Origin of the sequence: Pseudohaliea rubra DSM 19751 (assembly GCF_000764025.1) — a bacterium.
Taxonomy (GTDB): domain Bacteria; phylum Pseudomonadota; class Gammaproteobacteria; order Pseudomonadales; family Halieaceae; genus Pseudohaliea; species Pseudohaliea rubra.
On the sequence record NZ_KN234783.1, the window covers coordinates 1 to 16,983 of the forward strand.

At 67.7% G+C, this 16,983-nt stretch carries 20 protein-coding genes; 16 read left to right on the forward strand and 4 right to left on the reverse strand.

Features of this window, described 5'->3' with window-relative positions; genetic code table 11:
- Window positions 1-2,152, reverse strand: a 2,152-nt coding sequence (locus tag HRUBRA_RS12095) for a DNA polymerase II (protein WP_035517548.1), incomplete at its 3' end; no start/stop codon positions are given.
- Window positions 2,153-2,321: 169 nt separating this feature from the next.
- Here HRUBRA_RS12095 and HRUBRA_RS12100 point away from each other — a divergent pair.
- The 5 genes from HRUBRA_RS12100 (at window position 2,322) to HRUBRA_RS12120 (ending at window position 3,958) form a co-directional block, all read left to right on the forward strand.
- Window positions 2,322-2,594, forward strand: a complete 273-nt coding sequence (locus HRUBRA_RS12100; protein WP_035517549.1) for a type II toxin-antitoxin system Phd/YefM family antitoxin — start codon at window positions 2,322-2,324, stop codon at window positions 2,592-2,594.
- Window positions 2,575-2,850, forward strand: a complete 276-nt coding sequence (locus HRUBRA_RS12105) for a Txe/YoeB family addiction module toxin (RefSeq protein WP_035517550.1) — start codon at window positions 2,575-2,577, stop codon at window positions 2,848-2,850. The genes HRUBRA_RS12100 and HRUBRA_RS12105 overlap by 20 nt, the downstream gene beginning before the upstream one ends.
- 150 nt (window positions 2,851-3,000) lie before the next feature.
- The gene (locus HRUBRA_RS12110) at window positions 3,001-3,252 is read left to right on the forward strand and encodes a type II toxin-antitoxin system Phd/YefM family antitoxin (RefSeq protein WP_035517553.1); all 252 of its coding nucleotides are present in this window, start codon (window positions 3,001-3,003) and stop codon (window positions 3,250-3,252) included.
- On the forward strand, window positions 3,249-3,503 hold the full coding sequence (locus tag HRUBRA_RS12115; protein WP_035517554.1) for a Txe/YoeB family addiction module toxin: 255 nt from the start codon (window positions 3,249-3,251) through the stop codon (window positions 3,501-3,503). The genes HRUBRA_RS12110 and HRUBRA_RS12115 overlap by 4 nt, the downstream gene beginning before the upstream one ends.
- A gap of 113 nt (window positions 3,504-3,616) precedes the next feature.
- Window positions 3,617-3,958, forward strand: a complete 342-nt coding sequence (locus tag HRUBRA_RS12120) for a pentapeptide repeat-containing protein (protein WP_035517555.1) — start codon at window positions 3,617-3,619, stop codon at window positions 3,956-3,958.
- Window positions 3,959-3,983: 25 nt separating this feature from the next.
- Here HRUBRA_RS12120 and HRUBRA_RS12125 read toward each other — a convergent pair whose 3' ends face one another.
- Window positions 3,984-5,054 carry a DUF2333 family protein gene (locus HRUBRA_RS12125; protein ID WP_052094798.1) on the reverse strand — a complete coding sequence of 357 codons (1,071 nt, stop codon included), beginning with the start codon at window positions 5,052-5,054 and terminating at the stop codon, window positions 3,984-3,986.
- A 2-nt stretch (window positions 5,055-5,056) separates the two neighbouring features.
- Window positions 5,057-5,509: a copper chaperone PCu(A)C gene (locus HRUBRA_RS12130; RefSeq protein WP_035517556.1), complete on the reverse strand. Its 453-nt coding sequence runs from the start codon at window positions 5,507-5,509 to the stop codon at window positions 5,057-5,059.
- 245 nt (window positions 5,510-5,754) lie between these two features.
- Between HRUBRA_RS12130 and HRUBRA_RS12135 the strand changes: the two genes are divergently transcribed.
- The 10 genes from HRUBRA_RS12135 (at window position 5,755) to coq7 (ending at window position 15,765) form a co-directional block, all read left to right on the forward strand.
- Complete coding sequence (locus HRUBRA_RS12135) at window positions 5,755-7,383, forward strand: protein-disulfide reductase DsbD family protein (protein WP_236629865.1); 1,629 nt, start codon at window positions 5,755-5,757, stop codon at window positions 7,381-7,383.
- A 156-nt stretch (window positions 7,384-7,539) separates the two neighbouring features.
- A complete protein-coding gene (aroQ, locus tag HRUBRA_RS12140) occupies window positions 7,540-7,980 on the forward strand; it encodes a type II 3-dehydroquinate dehydratase (RefSeq protein WP_035517579.1) in 441 nt (146 codons plus the stop codon).
- A gap of 35 nt (window positions 7,981-8,015) precedes the next feature.
- Window positions 8,016-8,468, forward strand: coding sequence for an acetyl-CoA carboxylase biotin carboxyl carrier protein (accB, locus tag HRUBRA_RS12145; RefSeq protein WP_035517558.1), 453 nt, complete (start codon window positions 8,016-8,018; stop codon window positions 8,466-8,468).
- A 23-nt stretch (window positions 8,469-8,491) separates the two neighbouring features.
- Complete coding sequence (gene accC / locus HRUBRA_RS12150) at window positions 8,492-9,835, forward strand: acetyl-CoA carboxylase biotin carboxylase subunit (protein WP_035517559.1); 1,344 nt, start codon at window positions 8,492-8,494, stop codon at window positions 9,833-9,835.
- Window positions 9,836-9,851: 16 nt separating this feature from the next.
- A complete protein-coding gene (gene prmA / locus HRUBRA_RS12155) occupies window positions 9,852-10,742 on the forward strand; it encodes a 50S ribosomal protein L11 methyltransferase (RefSeq protein ID WP_035517560.1) in 891 nt (296 codons plus the stop codon).
- A gap of 125 nt (window positions 10,743-10,867) precedes the next feature.
- Window positions 10,868-11,854 carry a tRNA dihydrouridine synthase DusB gene (gene dusB, locus HRUBRA_RS12160; RefSeq protein WP_035517561.1) on the forward strand — a complete coding sequence of 329 codons (987 nt, stop codon included), beginning with the start codon at window positions 10,868-10,870 and terminating at the stop codon, window positions 11,852-11,854.
- Entirely contained in the window at window positions 11,851-12,177 is a 327-nt protein-coding gene (fis, locus tag HRUBRA_RS12165) for a DNA-binding transcriptional regulator Fis (RefSeq protein WP_035517562.1), read from the forward strand. The genes dusB and fis overlap by 4 nt, the downstream gene beginning before the upstream one ends.
- 19 nt (window positions 12,178-12,196) lie before the next feature.
- A complete protein-coding gene (gene purH, locus HRUBRA_RS12170) occupies window positions 12,197-13,771 on the forward strand; it encodes a bifunctional phosphoribosylaminoimidazolecarboxamide formyltransferase/IMP cyclohydrolase (protein ID WP_035517564.1) in 1,575 nt (524 codons plus the stop codon).
- Between the two features lie 24 nt (window positions 13,772-13,795).
- The gene (purD, locus tag HRUBRA_RS12175) at window positions 13,796-15,082 is read left to right on the forward strand and encodes a phosphoribosylamine--glycine ligase (RefSeq protein ID WP_035517566.1); all 1,287 of its coding nucleotides are present in this window, start codon (window positions 13,796-13,798) and stop codon (window positions 15,080-15,082) included.
- A gap of 38 nt (window positions 15,083-15,120) precedes the next feature.
- Window positions 15,121-15,765 carry a 2-polyprenyl-3-methyl-6-methoxy-1,4-benzoquinone monooxygenase gene (coq7, locus tag HRUBRA_RS12180; RefSeq protein ID WP_035517567.1) on the forward strand — a complete coding sequence of 215 codons (645 nt, stop codon included), beginning with the start codon at window positions 15,121-15,123 and terminating at the stop codon, window positions 15,763-15,765.
- Between the two features lie 9 nt (window positions 15,766-15,774).
- On the opposite strand, the gene HRUBRA_RS12185 is transcribed toward coq7, so the two are convergent.
- Window positions 15,775-16,215 carry an OsmC family protein gene (locus HRUBRA_RS12185; RefSeq protein ID WP_035517568.1) on the reverse strand — a complete coding sequence of 147 codons (441 nt, stop codon included), beginning with the start codon at window positions 16,213-16,215 and terminating at the stop codon, window positions 15,775-15,777.
- Window positions 16,216-16,325: 110 nt separating this feature from the next.
- On the opposite strand from HRUBRA_RS12185, the gene crp reads away from it, so the two are divergent.
- Window positions 16,326-16,970, forward strand: a complete 645-nt coding sequence (gene crp / locus HRUBRA_RS12190) for a cAMP-activated global transcriptional regulator CRP (protein WP_035517569.1) — start codon at window positions 16,326-16,328, stop codon at window positions 16,968-16,970.
- Window positions 16,971-16,983 lie beyond the last annotated feature (13 nt).

Here is a 16,983-nt window from a genome sequence, read left to right on the forward strand (position 1 = left end):
CCACGGCCAGGCGCGCGGCCTGCACGTGCGGCGGGACGTTGCGCTGGTAGTCGTCCAGGCGCCGGCGCAGGCGCTTGCGGTAGACGAGCTGGTCATCGCGCTCGCCGGCGCGCACGGCTGCCACCTCGGCCCGCAGCCAGTCCTGCCACGGCTCGTCGCGGAAGATGCGGCCGTAAAGCTCCTCCTGGACCTGCCGGGCGAGGCGCGTCCAGTCGGAACGCACGTTCTCCAGACCCTTGAACACCAGCCGGTCATCGCCGTTGTCGTCGGCCACCAGGCCGGCGTAGCGCTTCTTGCTGCCCTTTTCCGAGCCGCGCACCGTGGGCATGAGGAAGCGCCGGTAGTGCGTCTCGAACTCCAGCTCCAGCCGCGATTCCACCGAGAATTCGGCCGCGAGGGTCTCCCGCCACCAGGCGTTCAGCGTGCGCTCCAGCTCGCGCCCGACGGCTTCGGCGGCAGGATCATCTTCCGCCTCTTCGATCCACACGAACACCGAGTCCGTGTCGCCGTAGATCACCGTGTGGCCGGCGGCCTCGATGCGGTCCCTGGTGCGGTTGAGAATCTCGTGGCCGCGCAGGGTGATGGAGGTGGCCAGGCGCGGGTCGAAGAAGCGGCAGCCCGGGGAGCCGAGCACGCCGTAGAAGGCGTTCATGATGATCTTGATGGCCTGGGACAGGGGCGCGTCATCGGCAGCCTTCGCCGCGTCGCGCTGGGCCCAGAGCCGCTCGATGAGGTCCGGCAGGAGGTGGCCCTCGCGGGCGAAGCGCACGCCGCGGAAGCCCGGCACCGATGCGCCCTCCGGCAGCGCCGGGTCGGCCGCCAGCACCAGGCCCAGCGGGTCGATGTTGAAGGTGCGGATGATGCTCGGGTACAGGCTCTTGAAGTCCAGCACCAGCACGTGGCGATAGAGCCCGGGCCGGGAGTCGAGCACGAAGCCGCCGGGCGCATCGGGTGCCGTGCTCGCCGCCACCGGCGCCACGAAGCCGCGGCGGTGCAGCCTCGGCAGGTAGAGAAAGTCGAAGGCGGCCACCGAGCCGCCGGAACGGTCCGCCGCCAGCCCGGTCAGGTTGCTGCGCGCCAGGCAGAACTGTATGAGCCCCGTCTTCTCGAGGATCCAGCTCACCAGCTCGCAGTCGCGCAGGTTGTAGTCCACCAGCCGCTCCCGGTCCTCGCGGAACAGCCGGCCGATCTCCTCGCCACGCTCGGGCCCGTGCAGCAGCTTGCCCTCGCCGAGCAGTTCCTTCGCCACGTTATCGAGCGCAAAGCTTTCGAAGCGGTAGAACGCCGCCCGTAGCCACTCCGGGCCGTCGATCACCAGGCGCCCGGTCACCTGCAGCGCGTGGCGCTCGCCGTCATCATCCAGCGGCCGCCAGTGCGGCGGGCGGCCGTCGCGGCCGAGCTTGAGCGGCACACCGAGCCGGTCCGCAAGGCGCTGCAGAAAGCGCAGGTCGAAGTTGATCACGTTCCAGCCGGTGATCACGTCCGGGTCGAAGGCGGCGAGCCAGGTGAGGAAGGCCGTGAGCACCTCCCGGTCTGTCGGGAAGGCCTGCACCTCCGCCTGCCCCGTACCCGGCCCGCGCAGGAACACCCGTCGCTCCTCCGCCCCGCCCGGCCCGGTGCCGTGTACAGCGATGGAGTACAGCTCCAGCCCCGCCATGGCCGTCTCGATATCGATGGAGGCGATGCGCAGCGCCGGGCGGTAGTCCGCCGGGCGCAGGCGGGGCGAACGCATGACGAGGTGGCCGCCGGCACGCTCGACGGTGCCTTCGAGCGTGGCCGCGCCGGTGATGAACCGCTCCATCAGGTAGCGATCCGCCGGGTTGAGGTCAGCTTCCAGCGGCTCAAGCCCCGCCTCAAGGAGGCGACGGGCTGCCTCCCGGGCCTGCCGGTGCGCCGGGAAGTAGAGCGCGCGCACCGGGCGGCGGGAGAAATCGCGCAGCCCGGGCTCGCTTGAAGTGAACCCTCGCTCACCGGCAAGCAACACCTCTGCTTGCGGCCATTGATCCGCAGAGAGAAAGAAAACGCTCTGCTCGCCGGTGACGTGGGCGCAGAGCGGCTCCTCTGCCGTGGCGAACCAGAGGTCGATCGCCACCCCGCCGGCGACGTCCCGCCACTGGCGGGACAGCAGGCAACCGGTGAACTGCCGTGTCACGCTGGGGGAAACACGTTCCCGCGGGAACGTTTTCGGGTAATAAACAGCAACGCGTTTAGCATCTGAGTGTTATAGCGCCGACAGCCACAAGTGACGAATTGTAAGTGTTGCTACGGTAGCCCGCTTCAGGCTATTGTCGTACGGAGATCCCGTACGATTAGGTGCCCTCGTGGAATCGGTCAGCGTCAACAAGTTCAGAGACAACCTGAAAAGCCTTATTGAGCAGGTAGTTAGCCGGCACGAACCACTCAAGGTCACCCGCCGCGCCGGGGAGGCCTTCGTCGTGATAAGCGCCGAGGACTGGGAGCGCGAGCAGGAGACACTCCACGTGCTGCAGAGCAAGGCGCTCATGCAGCAGATTGGCGAGTCCGTGCAGACACACGCCCGCGGCGCGGGCTATCGGCCAACCGACGAGCAACTGGATGAGATCACTGGTCTTTGAAGGGAACACCTGGGAGGCCTACGAGACCCTGCGCGAGAAGGACAAGCGGCTGCACAAGGCGCTCTGCAAGCTACTGAAGGACATGCTCCGGTCGAAAGACCCTGCCGTGGGCCTCGGCAAACCCGAACCCCTGAAATACAACCTCACCGGCCTCTGGTCGCGGCGCCTGTCACAGCGGGACCGGCTGATCTACCGCTTTGACGAAAAGGCCATCTACATTTTTGCCATCGGTGGCCACTATGATCAGGACCGCTAGCTACCCTACCCCCCCCAGCAGAGACGTCGATCCTCGTGGCCCTGCCACCTGGCAGAGGGACCATAACCGACGAAGCGAAAACGTTGTTCCAGCGACTCCGCACTGCTACCATTTGTACAGTTTTCTGTACCTCTTTGTTGGGCAAAAGCCATGAAAAGCGTCAGCTACACCACCGCACGCAGTCAGCTTGCCAGGACCATGGACCAGGTCTGCAAGGATCACGCACCTGTTGCGATCACGCGCAACGGTGAGGGTGCCGTGGTGATGATCTCGATGGAGGACTATCAGGCCCTCGAAGAAACGGCCTACCTTCTCAGGAGCCCCCGGAACACGCGAAGGCTCCTTGCGTCGGTGGCCGAGCTCGAAGCAGGCGACGGCGCGGAGAGAGACCTGCGCGAGTGAGGCTGGTGTTCTCTGAAAACGCCTGGGCCGATTACCTCTACTGGCAACGAACCGATAAAAAACCCCTCAAGCGAATCAACACGCTGATCAAGGAGATCACCCGCGCGCCCTTCGAGGGCATCGGGAAACCCGAGCCCTTACGGCACGCGCTCTCAGGTTACTGGTCCAGGCGGATCAACGACGAACACAGAATCGTTTACCGGATTCAGGATGACGCCCTGCTCATTGCGCAGCTTCGATACCATTACTAGGTAGATTCATCTCCCCGCGCGCGCCATCTGGCTTGCTGCGTCTTCTAGCTTTGAGCCGGCTGCCGTAAGCTATCGCTCTCATGTTCCCTGTTAGCCAACCCCGGAAGCACCCTATGACTAAACCCGTCATCAAAGCCGACCCCCTCTACCAGCTTCTCCGCCAGGAGGACATCAAGGGCTTCAACGAGCAGCGTGACAAGCTGGATACGAGCCAGCTGAAGAGCGGTGACTACCGCGGCCGCGATCTGCGCAACATGAATGCCGCGGGGCTGGATTTCTCCGATTCCTACTTCCGCAACGCGGACCTGTCGGGCATTGACTTCCGCAGCACCAACCTCGAGGGGGCAAGCCTGCTGGATGCCAAGCTCTCGGGGACCTACTTCCCCGCGGAGCTGTCCGCCGAGGAAATCCGCCTGTCCCTCGATACGGGCACGCGGCTGCGCTACAAGGGCTAGCCGCGCGGGCCCCGGGCTCTGCGCCTCAGCCCTGGGAGAGCAGGTTGCGGAGGTCGATGATCGCCGCGTTGGCCCGGGCGAGGTAGGAAGCCATCACCAGGGAGTGATTGGCAAGGAGGCCGAAACCCGTGCCGTTGAGGATGAACGGGCTCCAGACTGCGGCCTGGGTGCCTTCGAGCTCACGGATGATCTGCTGCAGGCTGACCCGGGCGTTCTTGTTCTCCAGCACCTCGACGAAGTCGATCTCCGCCGCGCGCAGGAAGTGAATCAGCGCCCAGGCGCTGCCGCGGGCCTCGTAGAAGACATCGTCGATCTCCATCCAGGGGGTGCGCACCATCACCTCGCCCGGGGTGACCGTGGCCTGCAGGGCGCCGGCGTCGCCGGCAAGGTTCGTGGTCAGGCGCCGCTGGCCGACACTGGCCACCAGGCGCTGGGACAGGCTGCCGAGGCGCGCGTTGACCATGGACAGCCACTCGCGGAGATTGTCGGCGCGGGCGTAGAACCGGGCGTCGCGCTGCTCCTCGCTCACCAGCCGGTCCAGGTATGCCTGAAAGTGCTTGAGGCCCTTGCGGTACTCGGACTCGGAAGGCGGCAGCAGCCAGCTGTCGGTCTGGAAGTTGAGCCGGGGCTCGGCAATGGCGAGGTCCGGGTCTTCCCGGGACTGGGACTGCGAGCGCGACAGCACCTCGCGCATGGCACGGCCCAGGTCCCGGCTCTGGAGCAGCACGCCGTATTCCCAGTGCGGCATGTTGTCGAGGTAGAGCCCCGGGGGCATGCGGTCGTTGTAGAGGAAGCCGCCGGGCTTTTCGAGGAGCGTATCGACCACACCGATCAGGGTGGCCGTGGTCACCGCCCCGGTGACCTCGCTGCGGCCCGCGGGTGTGAGCTCCGCAGCCTTCTCACGCACATCGAAGGGTGCCGGCGCGATACTCCAGATAAAGCCGACCACGATCACCAGCACCGCGTAGAGCACGCCAACGACTGCGGCGAAGCGGAACCAGTTGCCCCGGGGGAGGTAGTCGTCGCCGAGGTTCTGCAGCCGCCTGCGCAGACCGGGTTTGCCGGGCGTTACGTCGATGGTGTCTTCGTCGGCCATGATCAGTGCTCGTGGTGGTGGCCGGCCATGGGCGCGTCGCGGCGCACGGCAGCATCGGTGCAGCTACGCTCGCCGTCGTCGCTGAGCAGGCACAGACGCACGGTATCTCCGGGAGCCGGCATGCGGTCGAGGTCTTTCAGCATAAGGTGGAGGCCGCCGGGTTCGAAGCTCGCGCTCTCGCCCGGCGCCAGCACCAGCGCCTCCACGGCCACCATGCGCATGGCACCGCCCTCGGCGCGGCTCTCGTGCAGCTCTGTCCGTCCGGCGCCGCCGGCCTCGGCGCCGACAATACGCACCGCGACGTCACCGCTGTTGGTCACCGAGAGGTAGCCGGCCGTCATCGCCTGCGTCGGCGGCAGGGCGCGGACCCAGGCATCTGTCAGGGTGAGGGGATCGGCAACAACCGGGGCGGCAAGAAGCGCACCCAGGACGACAAAGGGCAGGGGTCGGAACACGCAGTTAACCTCAAAAGCCTGTGGCGGGCGCACGTCGCGCCGGTCTGCCGATCATAGCATCCCCTGGCATTCGCGGCGCGTTGGGGGGGTGTCTGCGCGCTGCTACAATGAATTCTCTTTGCTGACGCCCCGGCCCCGCTTTCATGCGTGCAATTGTTGTTGCCCTTCTGTTTTTCGCTGCCACTGTTCACGCCGCGGGGCCGCTCGGGGGCGCGCCCCAGCCGGGCTCATCGCCCTTTGCAAGCATGGAGCAATCCTTCCTGCCCGTGGAAGAGGCCTATGTGCCGGCCCTGGCGCTGCAGGAGGAGGGCACGCTGCGCCTCTACTGGCAGATCGCCCCCGACTACTACCTCTATCAGCATCAGTTTGCCTTTGAGCTGAAAGACTCCCGGGGCGACGTGCCGGTGGACGCCAGGCTGCCGCCGGCGCTCGAGCGCACGGATGAGTTCTTCGGCGACGTCTCGGTCTACTACGACAGTGCCGACATCATCCTGGTGCCGGCCCGCCCCCTCGTGGGCACAGCAACCCTCGCGGTGCAGTCCCAGGGCTGCGCCGATGCGGGGCTCTGCTACCCGCCGCGGGACCAGGCTTTCCGCATCGATACAGCCACGGGCACGGTAGCCGCGATCGCCCTGCCTCGGCCACAACAGGCCGCGCAGCAACCGGCCGGCGCAGCAACCGGCGAGCGCCAGGGCCTGCCGGCGATGCTGCTGTTCGCGACCCTGGGCGGACTGATCCTGAACCTCATGCCCTGCGTGTTCCCGGTGCTCTCCCTCAAGGCCCTGGGCTTCGCCAGCGCCGCGCCGGCGCAGCGGCGCCGCCACGCCTGGCTCTACGGCGCCGGGGTAGTGCTGAGCTTTCTGGTGGTTGCCGGCGCGCTCATCGCCCTGCGCGGCGCCGGCATGGCCGTGGGCTGGGGCTTCCAGCTGCAGTCGCCAGGCTTTGTCATTGGCCTGGCCTACCTGTTCGTGGCCATGGGTCTGTCTCTCTCCGGGCTGGTGCACATCGGCGGACGGTTCATGAATCTCGGCAACAGCCTGGCCAGTGACGGCGGCGACCGTGGCGCCTTTTTTACCGGCGCCCTGGCCGTGGTAGTCGCCAGCCCCTGCACGGCCCCGTTCATGGGCACGGCCCTGGGCTTTGCGCTGACACAGCCGGCGGTCATCGGCCTCGCCGTGTTCACCGCCCTCGGTGCCGGCATGGCCGCACCCATGGTACTCCTCGGCCACAGCGCCCTGGCCCGGCGCCTGCTGCCGCGGCCCGGGGCCTGGATGCAGCGGCTGCAGCAGGCACTGGCCTTCCCCCTCTACGCCACCGCCCTGTGGCTGTTCTGGGTGGCCGGACGCCAGGCCGGCGTCGACACCATGGCCGCGGCGCTCGGCGGAGCGCTGTTGCTGGCCCTCGCCTTGTGGCTATGGAGCACCGGTGGCTGGCGTCGCGGCGCCGCCCTGCTCACCCTGGTGGCCGCGGTAGCGGCGGGAAGCTATCGCGGTACGGCACCGGGCGAGGCCGCGGGCAGCGAGGGCGTGGCGGCCTGGTCCGAGGCCGCCGTCCGCGAGGCTCAGGCCATCGGCGAACCGGTCTTCGTCGACTTCACGGCAGACTGGTGCATCACCTGCCTTGCCAACGAACGCGCGGTGCTACAGACGAACACCATCGAGGCGGCTTTCGCCGAGCGCGGCGTGCGCTACCTGGTGGCCGACTGGACCAACCGCGACCCGGTGATCGCCGACTTTCTCGCCCGCCAGGGCCGCTCGGGCATTCCGCTGTACCTTCTCTACCCGGGCCGCGCGGGCGCAGCGCCGGTGGTGCTGCCCCAGCTCCTGCGCAAGGGCACGGTGCTCGAGGCCCTTGAGGCATTGCCGTCATCCTGAGGGGATGACAGAACAGAATGTACTCACCTCATATATTGCCGCGATACTGCGGCTAAATTCGGGAAAAATCGCCAAAAAATACCCTCACTGTGGACAGGCGCCCCGGCCTGATCCACACTGTGCCCTCTTGTGGAGCAACTCGGGCTTGCGCGCGCCATGGCCAGCATCCTCGTCCTGCACGGCCCCAACCTGAACCTGCTCGGTGAGCGGGAGCCCTCGGTTTATGGCCACGACACCCTCGAGGCTATCGATGCACGCCTCGCTGCCATCGCCCGCGACGCGGGGCATCACCTGCTGTCACTGCAGAGCAACGCCGAGTCGGAACTCGTCGAGCGCGTGCACGACGCCCGCCGCGAAGGGGTGGACTGCATCCTCATCAATCCCGCCGCCTTTACCCACACCAGCGTCGCCCTCCGCGACGCCCTGGCGGCGGTGGCGATTCCCTTTATCGAAGTACACCTGTCGAATGTGCACGCCCGCGAGCCTTTCCGCCACCACAGCTATTTTTCCGACCTCGCCCGCGGGGTCATCTGCGGGCTCGGCGCCCAGGGCTACGAGCTGGCCCTGCAGGCCGCGCTGCGCCAGCTGAACAACTGACTTTTCATGCCTTTGACTTGGTAAGGAACACCGCTATGGATATTCGCAAGGTCAAGAAGCTGATCGAGCTCCTGGAGGAGTCGAACATCGACGAGATCGAGATCCAGGAAGGGGAAGAATCCGTGCGCATCAGCCGCAACGGCTCCCGGATCCAGTACGCCCCCGCGGGCTATGCACCGCCGCCCCCGCCCGCACCGGCCGCACCGGCGGCACCCGCCGCCGCACCGGAGCCCGCCGATGCACCGGAAGCGGAGGGCCACCTGGTGCGCTCGCCCATGGTCGGCACCTTCTACCGCTCGCCATCGCCCTCGTCGGCCCCCTTCATCGAAGTTGGCAAGACGGTGAAGGCCGGCGACGTGCTCTGCATTGTCGAGGCCATGAAGATGATGAACCAGATCGAGGCGGACAAATCGGGCACCGTAGCTGCGATCCTCGTCGACAACGGCGAGCCGGTGGAATATGACCAGCCGCTCGTCTCCATCATCTGAACGAACGGCCACGAGGTAACCCCATGCTGGAAAAAGTGCTCATCGCCAACCGCGGCGAGATCGCGCTGCGCATTCTGCGCGCGTGCAAGGAGCTCGACATTCCCACGGTCGCCGTCCACTCGAGCGCCGATACGGAGCTCATGCACGTGCGCCTCGCCGACGAGGCCATCTGCATCGGCCCCGCCGGCTCCTCCCAGAGCTACCTCAACGTGCCGGCGATCATCAGCGCGGCGGAAGTCAGCAACGCCGACGGCATCCACCCCGGCTACGGCTTCCTCGCCGAGAACGCCGACTTCGCCGAGCAGGTCGAGAAAAGCGGCTTCACCTTCATCGGCCCGCGGGCGGACACGATCCGGCTCATGGGCGACAAGGTCTCGGCCATCGCCGCCATGAAGGCCGCCGGCGTGCCCACGGTGCCCGGCTCCGACGGTCCGCTGCCGGACGACCCGGACGAGATCGTCGCCATCGCCCGCAAGGTCGGCTTCCCGGTGATCATCAAGGCCGCCGCCGGCGGCGGCGGCCGCGGCATGCGCGTGGTCCACAACGAGGCGGCCCTGCTGAACTCCGTACAGGTGACCAAATCCGAGGCCGGCGCGGCCTTCGGCTCCGAGGTGGTGTACCTGGAGAAGTTCCTGCAAAAGCCGCGTCATGTCGAAATCCAGATCATCGCCGACGGCCAGGGCAATGCCATTCATCTGGGCGACCGCGACTGCTCCCTGCAGCGCCGGCACCAGAAGGTGATCGAAGAAGCCCCGGCACCGGACATCGACCCGCATCTGCGCGAGCAGGTGGCGGAAGCCTGCATCAAGGCCTGCCTCGACATCGATTATCGGGGCGCCGGCACCTTCGAGTTCCTCTATGAGGACGGCGGCTTCTACTTTATTGAGATGAACACGCGGATCCAGGTCGAGCATCCGGTGACGGAGATGATCACGGGCATCGACATCGTCCACGAGCAGCTGCGCGTGGCCAGCGGCCTGCCCCTGTCCGTTACCCAGGAACAGGTGCGTTTCCGCGGGCACGCCATCGAGTGTCGCATCAACGCCGAGGATCCGCACACCTTCATGCCGTCGCCGGGCACCATCAGCACCTACCACCCGCCCGGCGGCCCGGGCATCCGGGTGGACTCGCACATCTACGACAACTACACGGTACCGCCCTTCTACGACTCGCTGATCGCCAAAGTGATCAGCTACGGCGAGACCCGCGACAGCGCCATGGCGCGCATGCGTCAGGCCCTGGACGAGCTCATCGTCCAGGGCATCCGCACCAACACGGCGCTGCACCGGGACCTGGTCCGCGACGCGGCCTTCCAGGCCGGCGGCGTGAGCATCCACTACCTCGAAAGCAAGCTCGAGGATCACTAGTGGCAGGGGCAGCGCCGTGAGCTGGCTGCAGCTTCGGCTGGACACAGCACCCGCCGCCGCGGCGGCCCTGGAAGAGAGGCTCCTCGCCGCCGGCGCTGTCTCCGTCACCCTTGAGGACAATGCCGACGAGCCGGTGCTGGAGCCGGGGGTTGGCGAGACGCCGCTCTGGCAGCAGACCCGCCTCACCGGCCTCTTCCCCGCCGACGCAGACATGGATTCGGTGCTCGCCGGCCTCGACCCGGTGCTCACGGTTGACGCCACCCCGCGGGTGGAAATCCTCGAGGACAAGGACTGGTCCCGGGAGTGGATGCAGCACTACCGGCCGCTCCAGTTCGGCCCTCGGTTCTGGGTCTGCCCGAGCTGGCTGGAGCCGCCGGACCCGACCGCGGTCAACCTGCTGCTGGACCCGGGGCTCGCCTTCGGCACCGGTACCCACCCGACCACCGCGCTCTGCCTCGCGGCCCTCGCCGACGCGGTCCCGGCGGGCGCACGCGCAGTCGATTACGGCTGTGGCTCCGGCATTCTCGCCGTGGCCGCGGCGAAGCTCGGGGCCGGACCTGTGCTCTGTGTGGACAACGACCCGCAGGCGCTGGCGGCCGCCGCGGACAACGCCGCGCGCAACGGCGTGGCGCTCGCCGGGCTGACCATCGCCCTCCCCGGCGACTACGATGCGAGCCTCTGGCAGGGCCAGTGTGACCTCGTTGTCGCCAACATTCTCGCCGGCCCGCTGCTGGCCCTGGCGCCGACGATCGCCGGTTTCCTCCGCCCCGGGGGCGTGCTGCTGCTGTCGGGGCTGCTGGCGTCGCAGGCGGAAGAGCTCATCGCGGGCTATGCCGCGCTGCTGCCGCTGGCGGTGGCCGGGGAACAGGAGGGCTGGGTGGTGCTGCGGGGGGAGAAACCCCGGTAGGAGGCCCGACCCGGGGCGAATGCTGTGATCGCACTGATCCGGGGTGAATCCTTTTTAAGCGGTCAGGGTTTAACCAGTTGCGGCGCTCGCGTATCATCGCTCGTCCCCGTTCGGACGGCTGACCCATGCTCCGCATTGGCGACCACACGCTGGCAAACCGCGTTGCCCTGGCTCCCATGGCCGGCGTCACGGACCTGCCCTTCCGTCGTCTCTGCACCCGCTTCGGGGCCGGTTACGCCGTTGCCGAGATGGTCACCGCCGACCCGACGCTCCGCACTTCCCGCAAGAGCCGCCTGCGCAGCCGCCACGACGGCGAGGGCGAGCCGCGGGCCGTGCAGATCGTTGGCGGTGATCCGGCCTTGCTCGCCGCGGCGGCGCGGCACAACGTCGCCCTCGGCGCCCAGATTATCGACATCAATATGGGCTGCCCGGCGAAGAAGGTCTGCCGCAAGGCCGCAGGCTCCGCGCTCCTGGCTGACGAGGCTCTGGTGGCCGAGATCCTTGGCGCCGTCGTTGCCGCCGTCGACGTTCCCGTCACGCTCAAGCTCCGCACCGGCCCCACGCCGGAGCGACGCAACGGCGTAACCATTGCGCGCATCGCCGAGGACGCGGGCATCGCCGCCCTGGCGGTACACGGGCGCAGCCGCGCCTGCGCCTTCGCCGGCGAGGCCGAGTACGACACCATCGCCGCCATGGTCGCCGCAACGTCGATCCCGGTCTGGGCGAACGGTGACATCGGCTCGCCGACAAAGGCCGCGGCCGTCCTCGCCCACACCGGCGCGGCGGGGGTCATGATCGGCCGTGCGGCCCAGGGCAGGCCCTGGCTCTGCGGGCAGATCGCCGCGCACCTCGCCGGGGACCCGGTGCCGGCCGACCCGGACCACGATACCCAGCTCACCGTGCTCAGGGAGCACCTGGCGGCACTGCACGTCTTCTACGGCGACTTCCTCGGCCCGCGCATCGCGCGCAAGCACGTCGGCTGGTACCTCAGCGCCGCCGCGGTCGGCGATGACACCCGGCGCCGATTTAATCGCCTCGAGACCCCCGCAGAGCAGTTAGACTTCCTCGCGGACCTCGCGACCCGACAGCCAACGCAGGACCTGGCAGCATGAGCAAGCGCACCACCAACAGCACCACCATCAGTACCACCATGAGTACCACCAGCAGCAAAAAGAGCGCCGGCAGGGCGCCGGCCACACCCGCCCCCCTGGACGACACGGTGCGCAGTTCGGTACGCCAGTACCTTGACGAGATCGACGGCGAACTGCCCACGGACTTCTACCAGCTGGTCCTGTCCCAGGTGGAGGCGCCGCTCCTCGAGGAAGTCATGCGTCACACCCGCAACAACCAGACCCGCGCCGCGCATCTTCTCGGCCTGAACCGCGGGACCCTGCGCAAAAAACTGCGCCTCTACAAGCTCTCCGACGAACCCTGACAGGAGGTCTCCCCTGACCATGAACGACAGCCACCCGGTCCGCGTCCGGCGGGCGCTCATCAGCGTTTCCGACAAGACCGGCATCGTCGACTTTGCCCGCAGCCTCGCGGAGCTCGGCGTCGCTCTGCTCTCCACCGGCGGCACCTACCGCCTGCTCGCAGGCGAGGGGCTGCCGGTGACGGAAGTGGCGGAACACACGGGCTTCCCGGAGATGATGGACGGGCGGGTGAAGACCCTGCACCCGGTTATCCACGGCGGTATTCTCGGTCGCCGGGGTACCGACGACGCCGTAATGGTGGAGCACGGCATAGCACCCATCGATATGGTCATCGTCAACCTCTATCCCTTCGAGGCCACCGTCGCACGGCCCGACTGCAGCCTCGAAGAGGCCGTGGAAAACATCGACATCGGCGGGCCGACCATGGTGCGCGCCGCCGCCAAGAACCACCGGGATGTCGCCATCGTGGTCAATGCCGCCGACTATGGCCACGTGCTCGAGGAACTGCGGACCCACGACGGCGCCACCACCCTGGAGACCCGCTTCGATCTCGCTATCCGCGCCTACGAGCACACCGCGGCCTACGACAGCGCCATCGCCAACTACTTCGGCCAGCGCGTACCCGGCGGCAGCGAGGGTTTTCCGCGGACCCTGAACCTGAACTTCACCCGGGTGGAGGCCCTGCGCTACGGTGAAAACCCGCACCAGCGCGCGGCCTTCTACCGCGAGAACACGCCGACCGAGGCCGGCGTGGCCACGGCGCGGCAGCTGCAGGGCAAGGCACTGTCCTACAACAATGTCGCCGACACGGACGCAGCCCTGGCGTGCGTCAAAAGCTTTCATGAACCCGCCTGCGTTATCGTCAAGCACGCCAATCCCTGCGGCGTGGCTGTGGCCGGCGATCTCCTCGCCGCCTACGAGCGCGCCTTCGCCACAGACCCGGAATCCGCTTTTGGCGGCATCATTGCCGTGAACCGCGCACTGGACGAGGCTACGGCGAAGGCCATCGTCGAGCGGCAGTTCGTCGAGGTGATCATCGCCCCCTCCGTGAGCGAGGGCGCCGCTGCGGTTATCGCCGCCAGGAAGAACGTACGCCTCCTTGCCTGCGGCGAATGGCAGGCGCCGCTGGCAGCTATGAACTACCAGCGCGTGACCGGTGGCCTGCTGGTACAGGACCGGGATCTCGGCGCCGTCGGCGCCGGCGACATCCAAGTGGTGACGAAGCTGGCCCCGAGCGAGGAGCAGCTCGGCGACCTGCTGTTCGCCTGGCGCGTGGCCAAGTTCGTGAAATCCAACGCCATCGTCTACGCCGCCGGCGGACAGACCGTGGGCATCGGCGCCGGACAGATGAGCCGGGTCAATTCGGCGCGCATCGCAGTCATAAAGGCCGAGCATGCGGGGCTGCCGGTGGCCGGTTCGGTGATGGCCTCCGACGCCTTCTTCCCCTTCCGCGACGGCATCGACAACGCCGCCGCAGCGGGCATCGCCGCGGTGATCCAGCCCGGCGGTTCCATCCGCGACGATGAAGTCATCGCCGCCGCCGACGAGGCCGGCATGGCCATGGTCTTTACCGGCATGCGCCACTTCCGCCACTGAACCCAGGGACCGAGGAGAACAGCTGTGAACGTACTCATTATCGGCAGCGGCGGGCGTGAACACGCTCTGGCCTGGAAAGCGGCCCAGTCGCCGCAGGTCGACACCGTCTACGTCTGCCCCGGCAACGCAGGCACGGCCCGGGAACCGGGCGTCGAGAACCTCGCCATGGACCCCGAGGACTTCTACAGCCTGGCGGACTTCGCCTCGGGCCTCGGCGGCGTGGAGCTGACCATCATCGGCCCCGAGGCGCCGCTGGTCGCCGGCTTCGTCGACGAGTTTCAGGACCGCGGCCTGCGCTGCTTCGGCCCGAGCGCAGCGGCGGCGCAGCTCGAGGGCTCCAAGGCCTTCAGCAAGGACTTCCTCGCCCGTCACAACATCCCCACGGCGGCCTACGCCACCTTCAGCGAGCTGGCGCCGGCGCTCGCCTACCTGCGCGAGCAGGGCGCGCCCATCGTCGTCAAGGCCGACGGCCTCGCCGCCGGCAAGGGCGTGGTGGTCGCCGAAACCCTCGAAGAGGCTGAGGCCGCGGTGCGCGACATGCTCGAGGGCAACCGCTTCGGCGATGCCGGCGCGCAGGTGGTGATCGAAGAGTTCCTCGACGGTGAGGAGGCGAGCTTCATCGTCATCGCCGACGGGCTCAGCGCCCTGCCGATGGCGACCAGCCAGGATCACAAGCGCATCGGCGACGGCGACACGGGGCCGAACACCGGCGGCATGGGCGCCTACTCCCCGGCCCCGGTAGTCGACGAGGCCCTGCACCAGCGCATCATGGATGAGATCATCATGCCCACGGTGCGCGGCATGGCCGAGGATGGCCGGCCCTATACGGGCTTTCTCTACGCCGGCCTGATGATCACCCCCGCCGGCGAACCGAAGGTCATCGAGTTCAACTGCCGCTTCGGCGACCCGGAAACACAACCCATCCTGCTGCGCCTGCGCTCGGACCTGGTGGAGCTCTGCGAGCGCGCCCTGGACGGCGAGCTCGCCGGCGCCAGTGCAGACTGGGACCCGCGGCCGGCCCTGGGCGTGGTGCTCGCCGCCGGCGGCTACCCGGGCAGCTACGACAAGGGGGTGGAAATCAGCGGCAGCGAGGAGGCCTTTGGCGAGGCCGTGAAGGTCTTCCATGCCGGCACCGCGGAAGCGGACGGCAAGCTGGTCACCGCCGGCGGCCGGGTGCTCTGCGTGACGGCCCTGGGCGAAGACGTCAGGGCGGCCCGGGACGCGGCCTACGCCGCGGCTGATCGTATCAGCTTCGACGGTGCCACCCGCCGCAGCGACATTGGCTGGCGCGCTATCGAGCGCTATAGTTGATTGATCTTGTAGTCTTTCAGAGGACCGCCCCGGACACCATGCGTCAGCGCCGCCTCAGCCTTATCGACCGCCTTATCAGTGAGACCGACACGGTCATGCGCACGCTCGCCAACCGCGGCAACACCGCGGGCCGCGAGTCGCCGTCGACAGGCCACAGTGACGCGGAGCTGTCCGACCGCGAGCGCAGGCACGTCGCCCGTCTCATGCGCGTGAATCACACCGGCGAAGTCTGTGCCCAGGCGCTGTACCAGGGCCAGGCGCTCACCGCGCGCCTGCCCACGGTCCGCGACGAGATGCAGGAGGCCGCCGCCGAGGAAGTGGACCACCTCGTCTGGTGCGCCGAGCGGCTGCGCGAACTCGACAGCCACCCCAGCGTGCTCAACCCGGCCTGGTACGGCCTCTCCTTTGCCCTGGGCGCCGTGGCCGGCGCCATCGGCGACAAGGTCAGCCTGGGCTTCGTAGCCGCCACGGAAGAGCGCGTCTGCCGGCATCTGAAGGAACACCTCAAGGACCTGCCGGATGACGACCGCAAGTCACGGCTGATTCTCCAACAGATGCTCGAGGACGAAGAGCGGCACGGACAGAATGCCCTGGAGGCCGGCGGCACTGAATTCCCCCGGCCGGTGAAGCAGGCCATGAGCGCCCTGGCGCAGGCCATGACCCGCAGCAGCTACTGGGTCTGAGCCGCAGGCTCAGGCCTCTCCACCCCCGGCGTCCTCCTCGACGATCTCGAAGCTGTGGCTGATCGCCACGCCCCCGGCGCCGAGCATGATCGACGCAGAGCAGTACTTCTCAGCGGACAGCTCCACCGCCCGACGCACATGACTCTCCTTCAATCCGCGGCCCGTGACCACGAAGTGCAGCGAGATGCGCGTGAACACCGCCGGCACCGCGTCGGCGCGCTCGGCGCTGAGCTCCACCCGGCAGTCGGAAACCGCCTGGCGTGACTTCTTCAGCATCGCCAGCACGTCGTAGATCGAACAGCCACCGGTGCCGAGGAGGAGCATCTCCATGGGCCGGGGGCCCTGATTGCGGCCGCCGAGATCCTCCGGCCCATCCATGACCACCGCGTGGCCGCTGCCCGCTTCGCCGACAAACATCGCACCGTCGAGCCACTTGACTGTTGCTTCCATGAGTTCCGTTCCCTGCCGCACCCTGCTTTCGCGAGGGCCAAGGATAACCGGATTTTAACGACGCTCGCGATGGAGTATTCTCTCACCCGGACAATTACCTAGGGGAGCCCGTGGTCAAGCCACAAGTGAAGCGAAGTCTCCCGAGCGTCGAGAGCTTTCTCCGCCACTTCGAGCAGCGGCAGTGCCCCGCCAAAACAGTAATTCTCGCCGCCGGCGAGAGCAGCCGGAGCCTGTTTCTCATCCTCGACGGGTCCGTATCGGTACTGGTGCAGGACGATGCGGATGAGGACCACAAAATGGTTGTCAGCTACCTGAATCCCGGGGACTTCTTCGGCGAGATGGGGCTCTTCGAGCACGACGACAGCGAGCGCAGCGCCTATGTGGAGGCGCGCACGGCCTGCACCGTGGCAGAGATCAGCTACGACCGTTTTCACCAGATCCGCGACAGCTACCCGGAGATCCTCTTCGCCGTTGCCCAGCAGCTCGCCTCAAGGCTGCGACGGACGACAACCAAACTCCGGGACCTCGCCTTCGTCGATGTGTCCGGACGCATCGCGCACACGCTCCTGGACCTCGCCGAGCAGCCGGACGCCATGACCCACCCGGACGGCATGCAGATCCGCATCACCCGGCAGGAACTTGGCAAGATTGCCGGCTGCTCCCGGGAGATGGCCGGCCGCGTGCTCAAGGCCCTGGACGAGAGCGGGCTCATTTCCGTCTCCGGCAAGACCATCGTCGTCTACGGCGCCCGCTGACGCACGATGGGAG

Coding starts and splice junctions, on each gene's coding strand:
- purH (WP_035517564.1), top strand. CDS start 12,197: ATGAACGACAGCCACCCGGTCCGCGTCCGGCGGGCGCTCATCAGCGTT.
- aroQ (WP_035517579.1), top strand. CDS start 7,540: ATGGCCAGCATCCTCGTCCTGCACGGCCCCAACCTGAACCTGCTCGGT.
- HRUBRA_RS12110 (WP_035517553.1), top strand. CDS start 3,001: ATGAAAAGCGTCAGCTACACCACCGCACGCAGTCAGCTTGCCAGGACC.
- fis (WP_035517562.1), top strand. CDS start 11,851: ATGAGCAAGCGCACCACCAACAGCACCACCATCAGTACCACCATGAGT.
- HRUBRA_RS12120 (WP_035517555.1), top strand. CDS start 3,617: ATGACTAAACCCGTCATCAAAGCCGACCCCCTCTACCAGCTTCTCCGC.
- accB (WP_035517558.1), top strand. CDS start 8,016: ATGGATATTCGCAAGGTCAAGAAGCTGATCGAGCTCCTGGAGGAGTCG.
- HRUBRA_RS12105 (WP_035517550.1), top strand. CDS start 2,575: ATGAGATCACTGGTCTTTGAAGGGAACACCTGGGAGGCCTACGAGACC.
- HRUBRA_RS12185 (WP_035517568.1), bottom strand. CDS start 16,215: ATGGAAGCAACAGTCAAGTGGCTCGACGGTGCGATGTTTGTCGGCGAA.
- dusB (WP_035517561.1), top strand. CDS start 10,868: ATGCTCCGCATTGGCGACCACACGCTGGCAAACCGCGTTGCCCTGGCT.
- coq7 (WP_035517567.1), top strand. CDS start 15,121: ATGCGTCAGCGCCGCCTCAGCCTTATCGACCGCCTTATCAGTGAGACC.
- accC (WP_035517559.1), top strand. CDS start 8,492: ATGCTGGAAAAAGTGCTCATCGCCAACCGCGGCGAGATCGCGCTGCGC.
- HRUBRA_RS12125 (WP_052094798.1), bottom strand. CDS start 5,054: ATGGCCGACGAAGACACCATCGACGTAACGCCCGGCAAACCCGGTCTG.
- HRUBRA_RS12135 (WP_236629865.1), top strand. CDS start 5,755: ATGGAGCAATCCTTCCTGCCCGTGGAAGAGGCCTATGTGCCGGCCCTG.